This window comes from Pseudomonas sp. TE3-3-F2023 (genome assembly GCF_036784815.1).
Lineage (GTDB): Bacteria > Pseudomonadota > Gammaproteobacteria > Pseudomonadales > Pseudomonadaceae > Aquipseudomonas > Aquipseudomonas pudica.
In genome coordinates this window covers 24,812-40,203 of sequence record NZ_CP145113.1, presented here as the reverse complement: position 1 = coordinate 40,203, position 15,392 = coordinate 24,812, and the positions used below count along the sequence as shown (strand labels likewise).

Genomic DNA, 15,392 nt, shown 5'->3' with positions numbered 1-15,392 from the left:
TTAAATCAGTTCCGCTGAGGCGACCATTCGACTTCATTCGATGCCCATGCGCCGTTTGGCCCGGTGCGCCGAGCCGTCACGCATCGCCCAGCGCAGTACTGGCGCGGTGCGTTGCAGGCCCAGGCGGATGATGCGCCGCTGCAACGGGCCGTGCTGCAGCCCGAGCATGGTCTGGGCCCACCCCGGCAGCAGGTCGATGCCGGCATGCAGCATCAGCTTGCCCACCGGCTTTGCCAGGCGACTGGGGGCGGGGGCATCGAGCAGGATGCCGACCACCTCATGGCTGCGGGCGTCGCAGTGCAATTGTGGCCGCATGCGCTGCAGGTAGTCCTCGACCTGCTGGCACGAGCGCGGCACGTCGCGGGCGCCAAGGCGCTCGGCGATAAGCGCGATCTCTGCGTAGTAGGCATCCTGCTCTGCGCGCGCAAGGTGCGGGTTGCGGTAACGCAGATGGGCGGCGAGGAAGCTGCTGACTTCCGCCACATGCACCCAGGTCAGCAGGTCCGGGTCGCTGGCCGCATACGGGCGGCCATCCGGCGCGATGCCGGTCACCTGAAGGTGGATGGTGCGCACTTTGTCGATCAACCATTCGGCATCGCGGGTGGCGCCGAAGGTGGTGCCGGAAATGAATTGGCTGGTGCGGCGCAGGCGACCGAGCAGGTCTTCACGAAAGTTGGAATGGTCCCACACCCCGGCCAGGGCCAGCGGGTGCAGCAACTGCAGCATGAGGGCGCTGATGCCTCCGACCAGCATGCTCGGGAAGTCGCCATGTACCCGCCAGCTGATACTGTGCGGGCCGAACAGGCCGGGGTCGCCCTTGGGCGATTCCAGGTCGAGCTGGCCGAGGGCCAGCCCGGTAAGGCTCATGACCTGGGTTTCGATGCGGCGGCGAAGGGCTTCCATGGCGACCTGTGGTTCAGGGCGGCCAACAACAGCGGCCGCCGGTTACTGGTTGAGGCGTTTGTCGATAAGGCCCTGCACCACGCTGGGGTCTGCCAGGGTCGAGGTATCGCCCAGGTTGTCGAGTTCGTTGCAGGCGATCTTGCGCAGTATACGCCGCATGATCTTGCCTGAGCGTGTCTTGGGCAGCGCCGGAGCCCACTGGATCAGCTCGGGCTTGGCGAAACTGCCGATTTCCTTGCTGACCAGGGCCAGTAGCTCGGCCTTGAGCGCGTCGTCCGGTGTTACGCCATTCATCGGTGTGACGAAGGCGTAGACGCCTTGGCCCTTGAGGTCGTGGGGGTAACCGACCACCGCCGCTTCGGCAACGCTGTCATGCAGCACCAGCGCGCTTTCCACTTCGGCGGTACCGATACGGTGGCCGGAAACGTTGATCACGTCATCGATGCGACCGGTGATCCAGTAGTCACCATCGGCATCGCGGCGGGCACCGTCGCCGGTAAAGTAGTAGCCGGGCATCGGCTTGAAGTAGGTGTCGACCATGCGCTGATGGTCGCCATAGACGCTTCGGATCTGCCCAGGCCAGCTGGCCTTGATCGCCAGCAGACCGGCACCGGGGCCCTCGATGAGCTTGCCCTTTTCGTCCAGCAGCACTGGTTGCACGCCGAACATGGGCTGGGTGGCACAGCCGGGCTTGAGCGATTGCGAGCCGGGCAGCGGGGTGAGCATGATGCCGCCGGTTTCAGTCTGCCACCAGGTATCGACGATAGGGCAGCGCTTTTGCCCGACTTCTTCGAAATACCACTCCCAGGCTTCGGGGTTGATCGGCTCGCCGACGCTACCCAGCAGACGCAGGCTCTGGCGTGAAGTGCCCTGCAGCGGCGCGGAGCCTTCGCGCATCAGCGCGCGCAAGGCGGTAGGGGCGGTGTAGAAGATGTTCACCTTGTGTTTGTCGACCACTTGCCAGAAGCGCGAGGTGTCCGGGTAGTTGGGTACGCCTTCGAACATCAGCGAGATCGCGCCATTGGCCAGCGGACCATAGACGATGTAGCTGTGGCCGGTAACCCAGCCGACATCGGCGGTGCACCAGAACACCTCGCCGTCACGGTAGTCGAACACCACCTTGAAAGTGAGGGTGGCCTGCAGCAGGTAGCCGCCCGTAGTGTGCAGCACGCCCTTGGGTTTGCCGGTGCTGCCGGAGGTGTAGAGGATGAACAACGGGTCTTCGGCGCCCATTGGCTCGGGAGCGCAGTCGTCGCCGGCCTTTTCCGTTGCCTCGTGGTACCAGAGATCACGGCCTTCGGTCCAGGCGACATCGCCGCCGGTGCGGCGAACCACGAATACGCTGCTGACCGCGGGGCAGCTGGCCAGGGCCTTGTCGACGTTCTGTTTCAGCGGTATGCGTTTGCCGCCGCGCACGCCCTCATCGGCGGTGATCACCGTACGGCAGTCGGCATCGAGGATACGGTCGCGAAGAGCATCGGGCGAGAAGCCGCCGAACACCACCGAGTGGATGGCACCGATGCGGGTGCAGGCAAGCATGGCGAAGGCGGCTTCGGGGATCATCGGCATGTAGATGCACACCCGGTCACCTTTCTTTACCCCGCGTGCTTTCAGCGCATTGGCCAGGCGGCATACCTGGCGGTGCAGTTCGCGGTAGGTGATGGCCTTGGAATCCCTGGGATCATCGCCCTCCCACAGCAGGGCGGTCTGTGCGCCGCGTCGGTCCAGGTGGCGGTCGATGCAGTTGTAGCTGACGTTGAGCTGGGCGCCGTCGAACCAGCGAGCGTTGCCGGTCTTCAGGTCGCATTGCTGCACGCTCGACCAGGGCTTGATCCAGTCCAGGCGCCTGGCCTGTTCGGCCCAGAAGGTGTCGGGGTCATCCACCGACTGGCGGTAGAGGCGGCGGTACTCGTCGGGAGTGAGGGCGGCGGACTGGCTGGCGGCCAGGGCCTGGGGGTAGTTGCGGATATCGAACATGGCGGGTGGTCCTGCTCTTGTAAGGGGCGATGGACTGCAACGGCTATTCGATAGGACAGTGTAGCCAGAGGTGATGTTCCTTGAGGGTAGACTCGGTCCCTGTAGGAGCGGCCTTGTGCCGCGATGGGCCGCTCCTACACGGAGCGGCCGTATGACGGCTTTGGGATCAACCGCGGTGACGGCCGCGGAAGTAGTTGATCAGGCCTTGGGTGGAGCCATCTTCGGCGCTCTCTTCCAGGCTGCCGACCAGGCGTTGGTAAACGCCTTTGCCCAGCTCCTTGCCCAGCTCCACGCCCCACTGGTCGAAGGCGTTGATGCCCCAGATCACGCTCTGTACGAAGACCTTGTGCTCGTACATCGCCACAAGCGCGCCCAGGCGGCGGGGGCTGATGCGTTCCACCACCAGGGTATTGCTCGGGCGGTTGCCCGGGATGACCTTGTGCGGGGCAAGCTTTTCGATGTCTGCTTCGTTCAGGCCTTTGCCACGCAGCTCGGCTTCGGCTTCCTCGCGGGTCTTGCCCAGCATCAGCGCCTGGCTCTGCGACAGGCAGTTGGCGTACAGCCACTGATGATGGTCGGCCACCGGGTTGAAGCTCACCACCGGCACGATGAAGTCGGCCGGAATAAGCTGGGTGCCCTGGTGCAGCAACTGGTGGTAGGCATGCTGGCCGTTGCAGCCGACGCCGCCCCAGATCACCGGGCCGGTGTCGGTCTTCACCGGGGTGCCGTCCTGCAGCACGCTCTTGCCGTTGGACTCCATGTCCAGCTGTTGCAGGTGCTTGGTGATGTTGCGCAGGTAGTGGTCGTACGGCAGGATCGCGTGGCTCTGGGCGCCCCAGAAGTTGCCGTACCACACGCCCAGCAGGGCCAGCAGTACCGGCATGTTCTTTTCGAACGGCGCGGTCTGGAAGTGCTGGTCCATGGTGTAGGCACCGGACAGCAGCTCCTTGAAGTTGGCGGTACCGATGGCCAGGGCGATCGGCAGGCCGATGGCCGACCACAGCGAGTAGCGCCCGCCCACCCAGTCCCACATCGGGAAGATGTTTTCTTCGCGGATGCCGAAGGCCACGGCGGCGGCCTTGTTGCTGGAAACGGCGATGAAGTGGCGGTACAGCTCGGCTTCCGAGCCACCCTGGGCCAGGTACCAGGTACGCGCGGCCATGGCGTTCTTCAGGGTCTCGAGGGTATTGAACGACTTCGACGAGACGATGAACAGAGTGGTTTCGGCGCGCAGGTTCGCCGATAGCTCGTGAAACTCACTGCCGTCGATGTTCGCCAGGTAGTGGCAGCGCACACCGCGCTGGGCGTAGGGCAGCAGCGCCTCGGAGACCAGCTCGGGGCCGAGGAACGAGCCACCGATGCCGATGTTGACCACGTCGGTGATCGGTTTTTCGCTGTAGCCGCGCCACAGGCCGTCGTGGATGCGGCCGACCAGTTCGGTGATCTGGTTGAGCACCTTGTGCACTTCCGGCATGACGTTCACGCCGTTGACGCTGAGTTTGTCACCCACCGGCCGACGCAGGGCGGTGTGCAGCACCGGGCGCCCTTCGGAGGCGTTGATGATTTCGCCACTGAACATGGACTTGATGGCGTCCTGCAGGCCCACTTCGTTGGCCAGGTTCACCAGCAGGTCGCGGCTTTGTTCGGTGATCAGGTTTTTCGAGTAGTCGAGGAACAGGCCGCAGGAACTCAGGGAGAACTGGTCGAAGCGCTTGGCATCGGCGGCGAACGCTTCGCGCATGCTGAAGCCTTGCATGGCGTCGCGGTGTTGCTGGAGCGCCTGCCAGGCGGGCAGGGCCGTGACATCGTGGGGTGTACGGTAATACGCCATTGCGCGGGGTTCCCTTGGTGCGTGGTGAGACCTTGGACACGGCACTCATTGCCGGGTTCAGGCTGGCACCATTATAGGCAAAGGCCACTTGCAGGGAATGGGTAAGGCGGGGGAATTTGGGGGAGGCAACTGTCTTGTATCGCTTGTACTGGCCTCATCGCCGGCAAGCCAGCTCCCACAGGGATAGCGCATGGCATCGAGGCCGATGCGATCGAGTTGGGAGCTGGCTTGCCGGCGAATGGGCTGCAAGGCAGCCCCAGGCCGTTACGCGGTCTTTTCTTCCACATGCAGGTACAGGTTGTCGATCAACCGTGTATTACCCAGGTAAGCCGCCGCAATTACCACCAGGTCTCGATCATCGATCACTGCCGGGCGCAGGCTAACGGCATGACGCACTTCCAGGTAATCCGGCCGAAAACCAGCGGTGGTCAACTGTGTCTGGCCTTCGGCAACCAGCGCGGCAAAGTCCCGCTGGCCACGTTCGATGGCAGCAGCTATGTGCTGCAGCGTGCGGTACAACGCTGGCGCCGCAGCACGCTGCTCAGGCGTGAGGTAACCATTGCGCGACGACAGCGCCAGGCCGTCCTCGGCCCGCACGGTAGGCTCGCCGATGATCTGGATCGGCATGTTCAGGTCGCGCACCATGGCGCGGATCACCGCCAGCTGCTGGAAGTCCTTTTCACCGAACACGGCAAGGTCGGGCTGGACCATGTTGAACAGCTTGCTGACCACGGTGGCCACGCCTTCGAAATGCCCGGGCCGGCTGGCGCCGCACAGGCCTTCGGAAAGGCCGGGCACGCTGACGCGGGTTTGCACGCTCATGCCGTCGGGGTACATCTCTTCGACGCTGGGCGCGAACAGCAGATTGCAGCCAGCCTGGAGCAGGCGCTCCTGATCGGCGGCCAGGGTGCGCGGATACTTGTCGAGGTCTTCGTTGGCGCCGAACTGCAGCGGGTTGACGAAGATGCTGGCGACCACGAAATCGGCGCGCTGCGCAGCCTTGGTCACCAAGGCGGCATGGCCGCTGTGCAGGTTGCCCATGGTCGGCACGAAGCCGATGCGCTTGCCTTCACCGCGGGCGCGGGCGACTGCGGCGCGCAGTTCGCGGACGGTCTTGACTGTATTCATGCACTGAACCCGTGTTCGCTGCCTGGGAAGCTGACTTGCTTGACCGCCTCGACGTAAGCGACGAGAGCGCTATGGATATCCGGCTGGCCTTGCATGAAGTTCTTCACGAATTTAGGTACCCGGCCGCTCAGCGACAGGCCGAGCATGTCGTGCAGGACCAGTACCTGGCCATCGGTGCCGCTGCCGGCGCCAATGCCGATCACCGGGATGGCCACGGCACTGGTGATTTCCGCCGCCAGTTCGCTGGGCACGCATTCGAGCAGCAGCATGGCCGCACCGGCCTGTTCCAGGGCGATGGCGTCGGCGCGCATCTGTCGGGCCTGGGCTTCCTGACGGCCCTGCACCTTGTAGCCGCCCAGCACGTTGACAGTCTGCGGGGTCAGGCCCATGTGCGCGCACACCGGCACGCCACGCTCGGCCAGCAGGCGGATGGTCTCGGCCAGCCAGGCAGCACCTTCGATCTTGATCATGTGGGCGCCGGCCTGCATCAGCGTGGCGCTGTTGGCGAAAGCCTGCTCCGGGGTGGCATGCGCCATGAACGGCAGGTCGGCGAGGATAAGCGCGCCGTCGTTGCCACGTTTGACGCTGGCGGTATGGTAGGCCATGTCCGCGGTGGTCACTGGCAGTGTGCTGTCGTGGCCTTGCAGGACCATGCCCAGCGAGTCGCCCACCAGCAACACTTCTACACCGGCCTGGCTGGCGACCTTGGCGAAGGTCGCGTCGTAGCAGGTCAGCATGGTGATTTTTTCACCCTTGGCCTTGAGGCCATTGAGGGTGGTCAGGGTTACTTCAGGCATGTAGGAAATTCCTCGTTCAGGCGCTGTAAAAAACGACTGCATTCAACGCGTGTAGTCATCTTCCGGAGCGGCACATCATCGCGCGTGATGTTCGGGCACAGGTCCGTCCGGGCCTAAATACGGGTATGCGGCACTTTGGTGCCACACGGGACGCCTATAGTCGTGAGCGAGGTGGGGGAAGTCAATCACCCTGTTACCGCATTGTTACGATCAGGGTGTTACTGGCGTTACCGCGCCAGTGCGCAAGGCTGGAACGCCCGGTTTACAGGCGCTCCAGGCCGACGAACGGGCAGTCGTCGAGCAGTTGCGCAAGGGCGCGGCCGTCGGCCAGGCGGAAATCGCCCGGTACCAGTTCTGCCAGCGGGTACAGCACGAAAGGCCGGGCATGCATGTGGTAATGCGGCACTTTCAGGCGCGGCTCGTCGAGTACCTGGTCGCCGAACAGCAGGATGTCCAGGTCCAGTGTGCGCGGGCCCCAACGCTCCTTGCGCACGCGGCCCTGGCCGTTTTCGATAGCCTGCAGTGCATCGAGCAGGTCCAGCGGCGCCAAGGCAGTGTCCAGGGCGGCGACGGCATTGGTGTAGCGCGGCTGGCCAGGCAGCAGTGAATCGCTGGTGTACAGGGCCGAGGCCGCCACCAGGCGCGTGGCTTCGACCTGGTCGAGGGCCTGCAAGGCGCTACGCAGCTGCTCGGCAGGTGCGTCCAGATTGCTACCCAGGCCGATATAGGCGCGGGTACTCACTCGAACGCCTCGTCGCCACTGCGCTTGCGCTTGCCACCGCTACGCTTGCGTTTGCGCGGGCCGGCACCGGTACCTTCGTCGCGGCTACCCAGTTCGCGGATCATCTCGCGACGCTCGCTGTCGTTGGCATCCTGGTAATCGGTCCACCACTGGCCAAGGTCGTCGGTTTCTTCGCCGGCGCTTTCCCGCAGCAGCAGGAAGTCGTAGCCGGCACGGAAGCGAGGGTTGTCCAGCAGCATGTCGGCGCGCTTGCCGCTGCGGCGAGGCAGGCGCTCCTGCATGTCCCAGATCTCGCGGATCGGCAGGGTGAAACGCTTGGGGATGGCGATGCGTGCGCATTGCTCGGCGATCAGGTCGTGGGCCGCACCGTTCATGGCCGGTATCGGCGGTACGCCCTGGTTCTGCAGGTGCAACACGCGGGCAGGCAGGGCTGGCCACAGCAGCGCGGCGAAGAGGAAGGCCGGGGTTACCGGTTTACCTTGCTTCACGCGCAGGTCGGTGTTGTTCAGCGCTTGGCTGATCAGCGTGTGGGTGTAGGTCGGGCGTTCGTCCAGGGCATGTGAACTGGCCGGGAACAGCGGCTCGAACAACTGCAGGTCGACCAGCATTTCGAAGGCGATGGCGCCCTGGCCCGAGAGGAAAAGCTTGAGGCTCTCTTCGAACAGGCGCGCCGGTGGAATTTCGCGCAGCAGTGGAGCCAGCTCTCGGATCGGCTGGACCGTGTGCTTTTCGATGCCGAAGTCGAGCTTGGCGGCGAAACGCACCGCGCGCAGCATGCGCACCGGGTCTTCCTGGTAGCGGTGGGTAGGGTCACCGATCAGGCGCAGCAGGCGGTTGCGGATATCGTGCACGCCGTTGGCGTAGTCGAGGATGCGCTCGCTGACCGGGTCGTAGTAAAGGGCGTTGATGGTGAAGTCGCGACGTTGCGCGTCCTCTTCCAGGGTGCCGTACACGTTGTCACGCAGGATGCGACCACTGGCATTGTGCGACGAACGGTGGCTGTCGCCCTGGTCGTCTTCCGTGTGGTGGGCGCGGAAGGTGGCGACTTCGATGATCTCACGGCCGAAATGCACGTGGACCAGCTTGAAGCGGCGGCCAATGATGCGCGCGTTGCGGAATTCGGCACGGACCTGTTCGGGGGTGGCACTGGTGGCGACATCGAAGTCTTTCGGCGTGATGCCCAGCATCAGGTCGCGGACACAGCCACCGACCAGGTAAGCCTGGTAACCGGCGCTCTGCAGGCGTTCCACGATGCTCACCGCATGGCGGCTGAACTGATGGCGTTGCAGCGAGTGCTGGCTCTTGTTGATCACCTCAGGCGTGGTGCGCCTGTGGTGCGGGCCCGGTACGGGCGGGCGGAACGACTGGAACAGCTTCTTCAGCATGGGATGCACTGTTTGAAGGAATGTTCGGCCAAGAATAGGAGAATGGCCGCATGATGGGCGGGGATTCTAGCATTTACTCAAGGAATGGTGTAGGCGGGTAGCAGGGTGCCTGCGGGAAGGGTAGAAACGACAAGGGGAGCCTAAGCTCCCCAAGAAGTCGTTGCGTGCTCTTATTGTTTTTTTGCTGGGCTTCTTGTTTTTGTTGAGTGCCCTGCCCACAAATCTCGAAGCTTGTGGACGACCCCCAATCCAGGGGTTAAGAGCAAACGGATTGCTTTGGCCGCTGATGTCACGTTGATCTGTCGATCCAACCAGTTCAGGCGCTGCTTTTTAGTGCAGTTTTTATTGTTCTCTGCCTGGTTGTGGGGCAAGCCCCAAACACGCATCCTCTCCAAAAGAATCAGTTAGCTGCGCCTCCGCCGTCTTGTTTTTATTGTGCGTGAGCCGTTTCGTCTTGTTCTTATTCTGAGTTGCAGTGCTTGTTATTGTTCTTGTACCAGACATATAGCAGGTGCCGTGCCAACTTTTGCAAGCCCAGTAAAATCAAGGGGTTGGAGCTGGTGAGCGGTTTAGCGGCGGTCGAAAATGTCGAAATTTCGTTACCGTACGCCTCGGGAACTGTTACGGCGGAAAGCTTGGGTAACAGATTTTTGCGGGGGCTGAAGTGTTACCTGGGGTGTGTGCGCTGGCTTTGCTGGCCCTTTCGCGGGTGAACCCGCTCCCACGGGGACGGCGCAGATTTCGCTAAATCCCGGTAAGCCGGCTTCCACAGGGACCGCACCACCTTGAGGGCAGTGAAATTCCTGTGGGAGCGGGTTCACCCGCGAAGCGGCCGGAATGGCACATAGAGAGGGATGAGGGCAGGAGGAGCCTCCCGCCCAGGCAACACGGTTACTCGCTGGTAGCGTTGCTCTTGCGCCGCGGGATGCCCAGGCGCTGGCGGCGTTCCCACAGGCACTTGCGGCTGACCCCGAGCTTGCGGGCCAGCTCGGTCTCGGTCATGTGGTCCTGGTGCTCGAGCACGAAGTGCTGGAAGTAGTCCTCAAGCGACAGGTCCTCGGTCGGTTCATGGCTGGCATTTGCCGTACTGGCCACGACCAGGGCGTTGTCGAGGATTTCGTCCTCCTCCAGGTCGCCCAGTTCGATGTCGATGCCCAGCAGGTCCGCGGAAATTTCTGCGCTCTCGCTGAGGATCACCGCACGTTCCACGGCGTTTTCCAGCTCTCGCACGTTACCCGGCCAGCTGTAGTGACGAATGGCCTGCTCCGCTTCGGCCGAGAAGTGCAAGTCGTCGCGGCCGATGCGCGCGCTCTGGCGGGCGAGGAAGGCGCTGGCGATCTCGTTGACGTCACTGCCGCGCTCGCGCAGGGCAGGCAGTTTCAGCGCGATCACGTGCAGGCGGTAATAGAGGTCTTCGCGGAACTGGCCGGCCTTGGCCAGGTTCTTCAGGTCGCGGTGGGTCGCGGCGATCAGGCGTACATCGACCTTTTGCGACTGTACCGAACCCACCCGGCGAATCTCGCCTTCCTGCAGCACGCGCAGCAGGCGGGCCTGGGCTTCCAGCGGCAGTTCGCCGATTTCGTCGAGGAACAGGGTGCCGCCATCGGCAGCTTCCACCAGGCCAGCGCGCCCGGCGCTGGCGCCGGTGAACGCGCCTTTCTCGTGGCCGAACAGCTCGGACTCGATCAGTGTCTCGGGGATGGCTGCGCAGTTCACCGAAATCATTGGTGCCTTGGCCCGACGCGACAGGTTGTGCAGGGCGCGTGCGACCAGCTCTTTACCGGTCCCCGACTCGCCCTGGATCAGCACGTTCGAATCGGTGGGCGCGACCTTGCGGATCTTGCTGTACATGTCCTGCATTGGCGGACAGGAGCCGATGATGCCGATTTCGCCATTGGCGGCTGCCGCGCTGCCTTTGTCGGCCGGGGCGGCCTTGCCATTGGTGGCGCGTGGCTCGGCCGCCGGTGCGGCTGCCGGGGCGTTCTGCCGGTCGCGCAGGATACGCGCCACCGCTTGCAGCATCTCGTCGTGGTCGAAGGGCTTGGCGATGTAGTCCACCGCGCCCATTTTCATCGAGTCTACCGCCGAGCGCAGGCTGGCGTAGCTGGTCATGATCAGCACTGGGGTGCCCTGGCCGAGCTTGATCAGTTCGGTGCCGGGCGCGCCGGGCAGGCGCAGGTCGCTGACGATCAGGTCGAAGGTGGCAATGCTGAAGCGTTCCTGGGCTTCCTGCACCGAGCCGGCTTCGCTGACCTGGTACTGGTTCCGTTCGAGCAGGCGACGCAAGGCCGAGCGGATGATGGTTTCGTCTTCGACGATCAGAATGTGCGGCATTGATTCAATTCTCTCGACGGTCTCGAATTTCAGGGGACGTCGCTACGACATGCCGGGGCAGGGTCACGCGGATCCGGGTGCCACGTTGCCGTTCGATATCGGCCGGGCTGTCGATGGTGATTTGCCCATAATGCTCTTCCACGATGGAATAGACCAGAGCGAGCCCCAGTCCGGTTCCTTCGCCCGGGTCCTTGGTGGTGAAGAAGGGTTCGAAAAGGCGGTCCATGATGTTCTTCGGGATCCCGCTGCCCTCATCCTCGACGATCAGGTCGACGGTGTGCTCGCTGACTTCGCTGCGCACACGCACGGCGCTGCCGGGCGGCGAGGCGTCGCGAGCGTTGGAAAGCAGGTTGATCAGCACCTGGGCCAGGCGCTGCGGGTCCCCTTCGGCCCAGTGCTCAGGGTCGCAGAGGTTGAAGAACTGTACTTCGAAATTGCGCCGATTCAACGCCAGCAGACCGATGGCATCCTGCGCCACTTCGGCCAGGCATACCGGCTCTTCGCTGTTCTGGTGGCTGCCGCCGGCATGGGCGAAGCTCATCAGCGACTGGACGATGCGCGATACCCGCTTGGTCTGTTCGAGAATCTGGCTGGACAGCTCGATGATTTCGCCATCGCCCTCACGCTCCTCGCGCAGGTTCTGCGCCAGGCAGGCGATGCCGGTGATCGGGTTGCCGATCTCGTGAGCCACGCCGGCAGCCAGGCGGCCGATACTGGCCAGGCGTTCGGAATGAACCAGCTTGTCTTCCAGCGCCTGGGTTTCGGTAAGGTCCTCTACCAGCAGCACCAGGCCACTGTTGCCTGGGGCCAGCGGCTCGTCGATGGCCGCCTTGTGCAGGTTCAGCCAGCGCGGCTGGCCGTCCAGCGCAAGGCGCTGCTTGTGCAGGTGCTCGTCGGGCACATTGATGAAACCTTGCAGCAGGCCGCGCCAGGGTTCGCTGATGGTGACCAGGCGTGAGCCGACCACGTGCTTGGCGGCGATGCCGGTGAGCTCTTCCATGGCCTTGTTCCACATCAGGATTTCCTGGTCCTTGGCCAGCGAGCAGACGCCCATGGGCAGTTCCTGCAGGGTCTGGCGGTGGTAGCGGCGCAGGGCGTCGAGCTCGGCGGCCAGGCCGGTCAGGCGCGAGTGGTAGTCTTCCAGGCGGCTTTCGATGAAGTGGATGTCCTCGGTCACGTAGTTTTCGTTACCGGACTTGTACGGCAGGAAGGTCTCGACCATGTCCTGGGCCACGCTCGGCCCCATCAGGCCGGACAGGTTGGCCTCGATGCGGTCGCGCAGGCGGCGCAAGGCATAGGGACGGCGCTCGTCGAACGGCAGGTAGAGGTCGCGCAGAGCCTGTTCCACTTCCTTCTGTGCGGCCTTGGCGCCCAGCGGCTTGGCCAGTTGGGTGGCGAATTCCTGTGGCGAGGCGGCGTGCAGCTCGCGGCGTTGCGGGCGGCGCACGTTGTCCACTGCGCAGGCTTCGGCGGCGCTGACCTCTTCGTTGCTTGCGTTGGTGAACAGCGAGATCAGGGTGAACAGCAGCACGTTGGCCGCCAGCGAGGCGATGGCCGCCATGTGCCAGCTGGTGTCGTCCAGCACATAGATCATGTCCAGCAGCGGGATGTAGAAGCCCTGCAGGTTTCCCAGCAGTGGCAGTAGCATGGTCACCATCCACACCAGGGTGCCGGCCAGCAGGCCGGCGATGAAGCCGCGGCGGTTGGCGGTCGGCCAGTACAGCACCGACAGCACGCCCGGCAGGAACTGCAACGTGGCCACGAAGGCGACGATGCCCAGGTTGGCCAGGCTCTGGTGGTTGTTCTGGGTCAGGTAGAACATGAACCCGGCGGTGATGATGGCGACGATCAGCGCGCGGCGGGTCCACTTCAGCCAACGGTAGATGTTACCTTCGGCCGGCGGCTGGTACAGCGGTAGCACCAGATGGTTGAGGGCCATGCCCGACAGCGCCAGGGTGGTGACGATGATCAACCCGCTGGCAGCCGACAAGCCGCCGATGTAGGCCAGCAGCGCCAGCGCCTGGTTGTTGGCGGCAAGCCCCAGGCCCAGGGTGAAGTACTCGGGGTTGGTGGTGGCGCCCAGGCGCAGGCCGGCCCATAGCACCAGCGGCACGGCCAGGCTCATCAGCAGCAGGAACAACGGTAGCCCCCAGCTGGCGCTGACCAGCGAGCGCGGGTTGAGGTTTTCGGTGAAGGCCATGTGGTACATGTGCGGCATGACGATGGCCGATGCGAAGAACACCAGCAGCAGGGTGCGCCATGGGCCTTCTTGCAGGGGCGTATGCAGAGCCGCCAGGGCGGTCTGGTTCTGCAGCAACCACACTTCCAGTTCGTGCGGGCCGCCGAATACGCCATACAGGGCGTACAGGCCGATACCGCCCAGGGCCAGCAGCTTGATCACCGACTCGAAGGCGATGGCAAACACCAGCCCTTCATGCTTTTCGCGTGTGGCGATGTGCCTGGAACCAAAGAAGATGGTGAACAGGATGATCAGCGCACAGAAGGCGAAGGCCACCCGTGCCTTGACCGGCTCACCGGTAAGGATGCTGATCGAGTCGGCCACCGCCTGGATCTGCAGGGCCAGCAAGGGCAGCACGCCGATCAGCATGATGATGGTGGTCAGTGCCCCGGCCCAGGTGCTGCGGAAACGGAACGCCAGCAGGTCGGCCAGCGAGGACAGCTGGTAGGTACGGGTGATCTTGAGGATAGGGTAGAGCAGCACCGGCGCCAGCAGGAACGCGCCGGACACCCCCAGGTAACAGGCAAGGAAACCGTAGCCGTACTGGTAGGCCAGGCCCACCGAGCCATAGAAAGCCCAGGCACTGGCGTACACGCCGAGCGACAGGATGTAGGTAAGCGGGTGGCGAATGATCGAGCGCGGGATCAACCCCCGCTCGCTGATCCAGGCCACGCCGAACAACACCATCAGGTACGCGGCGCTGATCAGGATCATCTGGGTCAGGCTAAAGCTCATCGGCATCTCGTTGGCTCTGCAGGATGAAGGTGACGACGATCAGGATCAGCCAGAGCAGGTAAGGGCGATACCAGGCTCCGGTCGGTTCGATCCACCAGTCCATGATGGCCGGGGAGAACAGGTAGATCCCCACGACCAGAAGCAGGACCAAACGATAGATGTACATGCTGGCCTCGATGGTTGGGCGCTGCGGGCTTGGACTTATTATTGGCGCAAATGGCTGGGCGGATGCTAGCGGGAATCCATAGGGTTCGCCAAGAGGTTGAATTTATTGGGCTTTTGTTTTTGAGGGGTGGGTTGCCTGTTCTGGCCCTATCGCCGGCAAGCCAGCTCCCACAGGATCACCACAGGATCTGAGTGCTGTGCTGTACCTGTGGGAGCTGGCTTGCCGGCGATAGGGCCGGGCCTGCCTCAGCGCAAATCAGCCTCTGGCACCGTGGTTCGCTGTGCAATCGCCTCGGGCCGCCACTGCTTGCGCGCCATCGCCAGCACTTCGGCTGGCGTTGCCAGCAACAACTCGGGGTCTGCTTCCTGCCCCAGCGCCCGCAGCGCCCGCAGCAACAGCGGTGTCGCCTGGTCCGCCTGCAGCGGCGGCGAGCGGTACGATTTGCCCAGCTTGTGCCCGTCCGGCTGCACGATCAGCGGAATATGCAGGTAACGCGGCTGCGAGAAGCCCAGCAACTCTTGCAGGTAGAGCTGGCGCGGGGTGTTGTCGAGCAGGTCGGCGCCACGCACGATGTCGGTAACACCTTGCCAGGCATCGTCCAGTACCACCGCCAGCTGATAGGCATACAGCCCGTCGCGGCGCTGGATGACGAAATCGCCCACTTCACGCCCCAGGTGCTGCTGGAACTCGCCCTGCACCCGGTCGGTAAAACGGTAGAGCAGCTCTGGCACGCGCAGGCGGATCGCTGCGCCTTCACGAGCATGCCCGGCATTGCGGCAAAGGCCTGGGTAGATGCCGTTGTAACCTTCGAGCTGCTTTCGCGAGCAGGTGCAGGCGTAGGCCAGGCCCATGTTGAACAGGCGGTCGACGACCGCGGCATAGGCATCGTGCCGCTGGCTCTGGAACACCACTTCGCCATCCCACTCCAGGCCGTAGCGTTCCAGGGTCTGCAGGATCGCATCGCGGGCACCGGGCATTTCCCGAGGCGGGTCGGTGTCTTCCATGCGCAGCAGCCAGCGGCCGTTCACGGCGCGGGCATCTAGCCAGGAGGCGAGGGCGGCGACCAGCGAGCCGAAGTGCAGGAAGCCGCTGGGGGTGGGGGCGAAACGCCCGATGTAGCTTGATTCGGTCATGGTCAGGCTGGGTATATAAATG

General features: G+C 63.8%; 11 protein-coding genes. All 11 read right to left on the bottom strand.

The genetic code is table 11. The features are described 5' to 3' along the window. Positions 1–33: 33 nt before the first annotated feature. Complete coding sequence (locus V3314_RS00175) at positions 34–903, bottom strand: oxygenase MpaB family protein (RefSeq protein WP_046613122.1); 870 nt, start codon at positions 901–903, stop codon at positions 34–36. Positions 904–945: 42 nt separating this feature from the next. Continuing rightward, positions 946–2,880 carry an acetate--CoA ligase gene (gene acs / locus V3314_RS00170; protein WP_338459810.1) on the bottom strand — a complete coding sequence of 645 codons (1,935 nt, stop codon included), beginning with the start codon at positions 2,878–2,880 and terminating at the stop codon, positions 946–948. A gap of 166 nt (positions 2,881–3,046) precedes the next feature. Continuing rightward, positions 3,047–4,711 carry a glucose-6-phosphate isomerase gene (gene pgi / locus V3314_RS00165; RefSeq protein ID WP_046613120.1) on the bottom strand — a complete coding sequence of 555 codons (1,665 nt, stop codon included), beginning with the start codon at positions 4,709–4,711 and terminating at the stop codon, positions 3,047–3,049. 264 nt (positions 4,712–4,975) lie between these two features. Continuing rightward, on the bottom strand, positions 4,976–5,839 hold the full coding sequence (panC, locus tag V3314_RS00160) for a pantoate--beta-alanine ligase (protein ID WP_046613119.1): 864 nt from the start codon (positions 5,837–5,839) through the stop codon (positions 4,976–4,978). Beyond that, positions 5,836–6,636, bottom strand: coding sequence for a 3-methyl-2-oxobutanoate hydroxymethyltransferase (gene panB / locus V3314_RS00155; protein ID WP_046613118.1), 801 nt, complete (start codon positions 6,634–6,636; stop codon positions 5,836–5,838). The genes panC and panB overlap by 4 nt, the downstream gene beginning before the upstream one ends. A gap of 262 nt (positions 6,637–6,898) precedes the next feature. Further along, complete coding sequence (folK, locus tag V3314_RS00150) at positions 6,899–7,378, bottom strand: 2-amino-4-hydroxy-6-hydroxymethyldihydropteridine diphosphokinase (protein WP_046613117.1); 480 nt, start codon at positions 7,376–7,378, stop codon at positions 6,899–6,901. Continuing rightward, complete coding sequence (locus V3314_RS00145; protein ID WP_085599572.1) at positions 7,375–8,763, bottom strand: polynucleotide adenylyltransferase PcnB; 1,389 nt, start codon at positions 8,761–8,763, stop codon at positions 7,375–7,377. Before V3314_RS00145 ends, folK begins: the two co-directional genes overlap by 4 nt. Before the next feature lie 891 nt (positions 8,764–9,654). Next, on the bottom strand, positions 9,655–11,097 hold the full coding sequence (locus tag V3314_RS00140) for a sigma-54 dependent transcriptional regulator (protein ID WP_046613115.1): 1,443 nt from the start codon (positions 11,095–11,097) through the stop codon (positions 9,655–9,657). Between the two features lie 4 nt (positions 11,098–11,101). Continuing rightward, the gene (locus V3314_RS00135; protein WP_173015123.1) at positions 11,102–14,077 is read right to left on the bottom strand and encodes a sensor histidine kinase; all 2,976 of its coding nucleotides are present in this window, start codon (positions 14,075–14,077) and stop codon (positions 11,102–11,104) included. Continuing rightward, positions 14,061–14,237, bottom strand: a complete 177-nt coding sequence (locus V3314_RS00130; protein WP_003250005.1) for a hypothetical protein — start codon at positions 14,235–14,237, stop codon at positions 14,061–14,063. The genes V3314_RS00135 and V3314_RS00130 overlap by 17 nt, the downstream gene beginning before the upstream one ends. A gap of 245 nt (positions 14,238–14,482) precedes the next feature. Then, the gene (gene gluQRS / locus V3314_RS00125; RefSeq protein WP_046613113.1) at positions 14,483–15,370 is read right to left on the bottom strand and encodes a tRNA glutamyl-Q(34) synthetase GluQRS; all 888 of its coding nucleotides are present in this window, start codon (positions 15,368–15,370) and stop codon (positions 14,483–14,485) included. Positions 15,371–15,392: the final 22 nt, after the last annotated feature.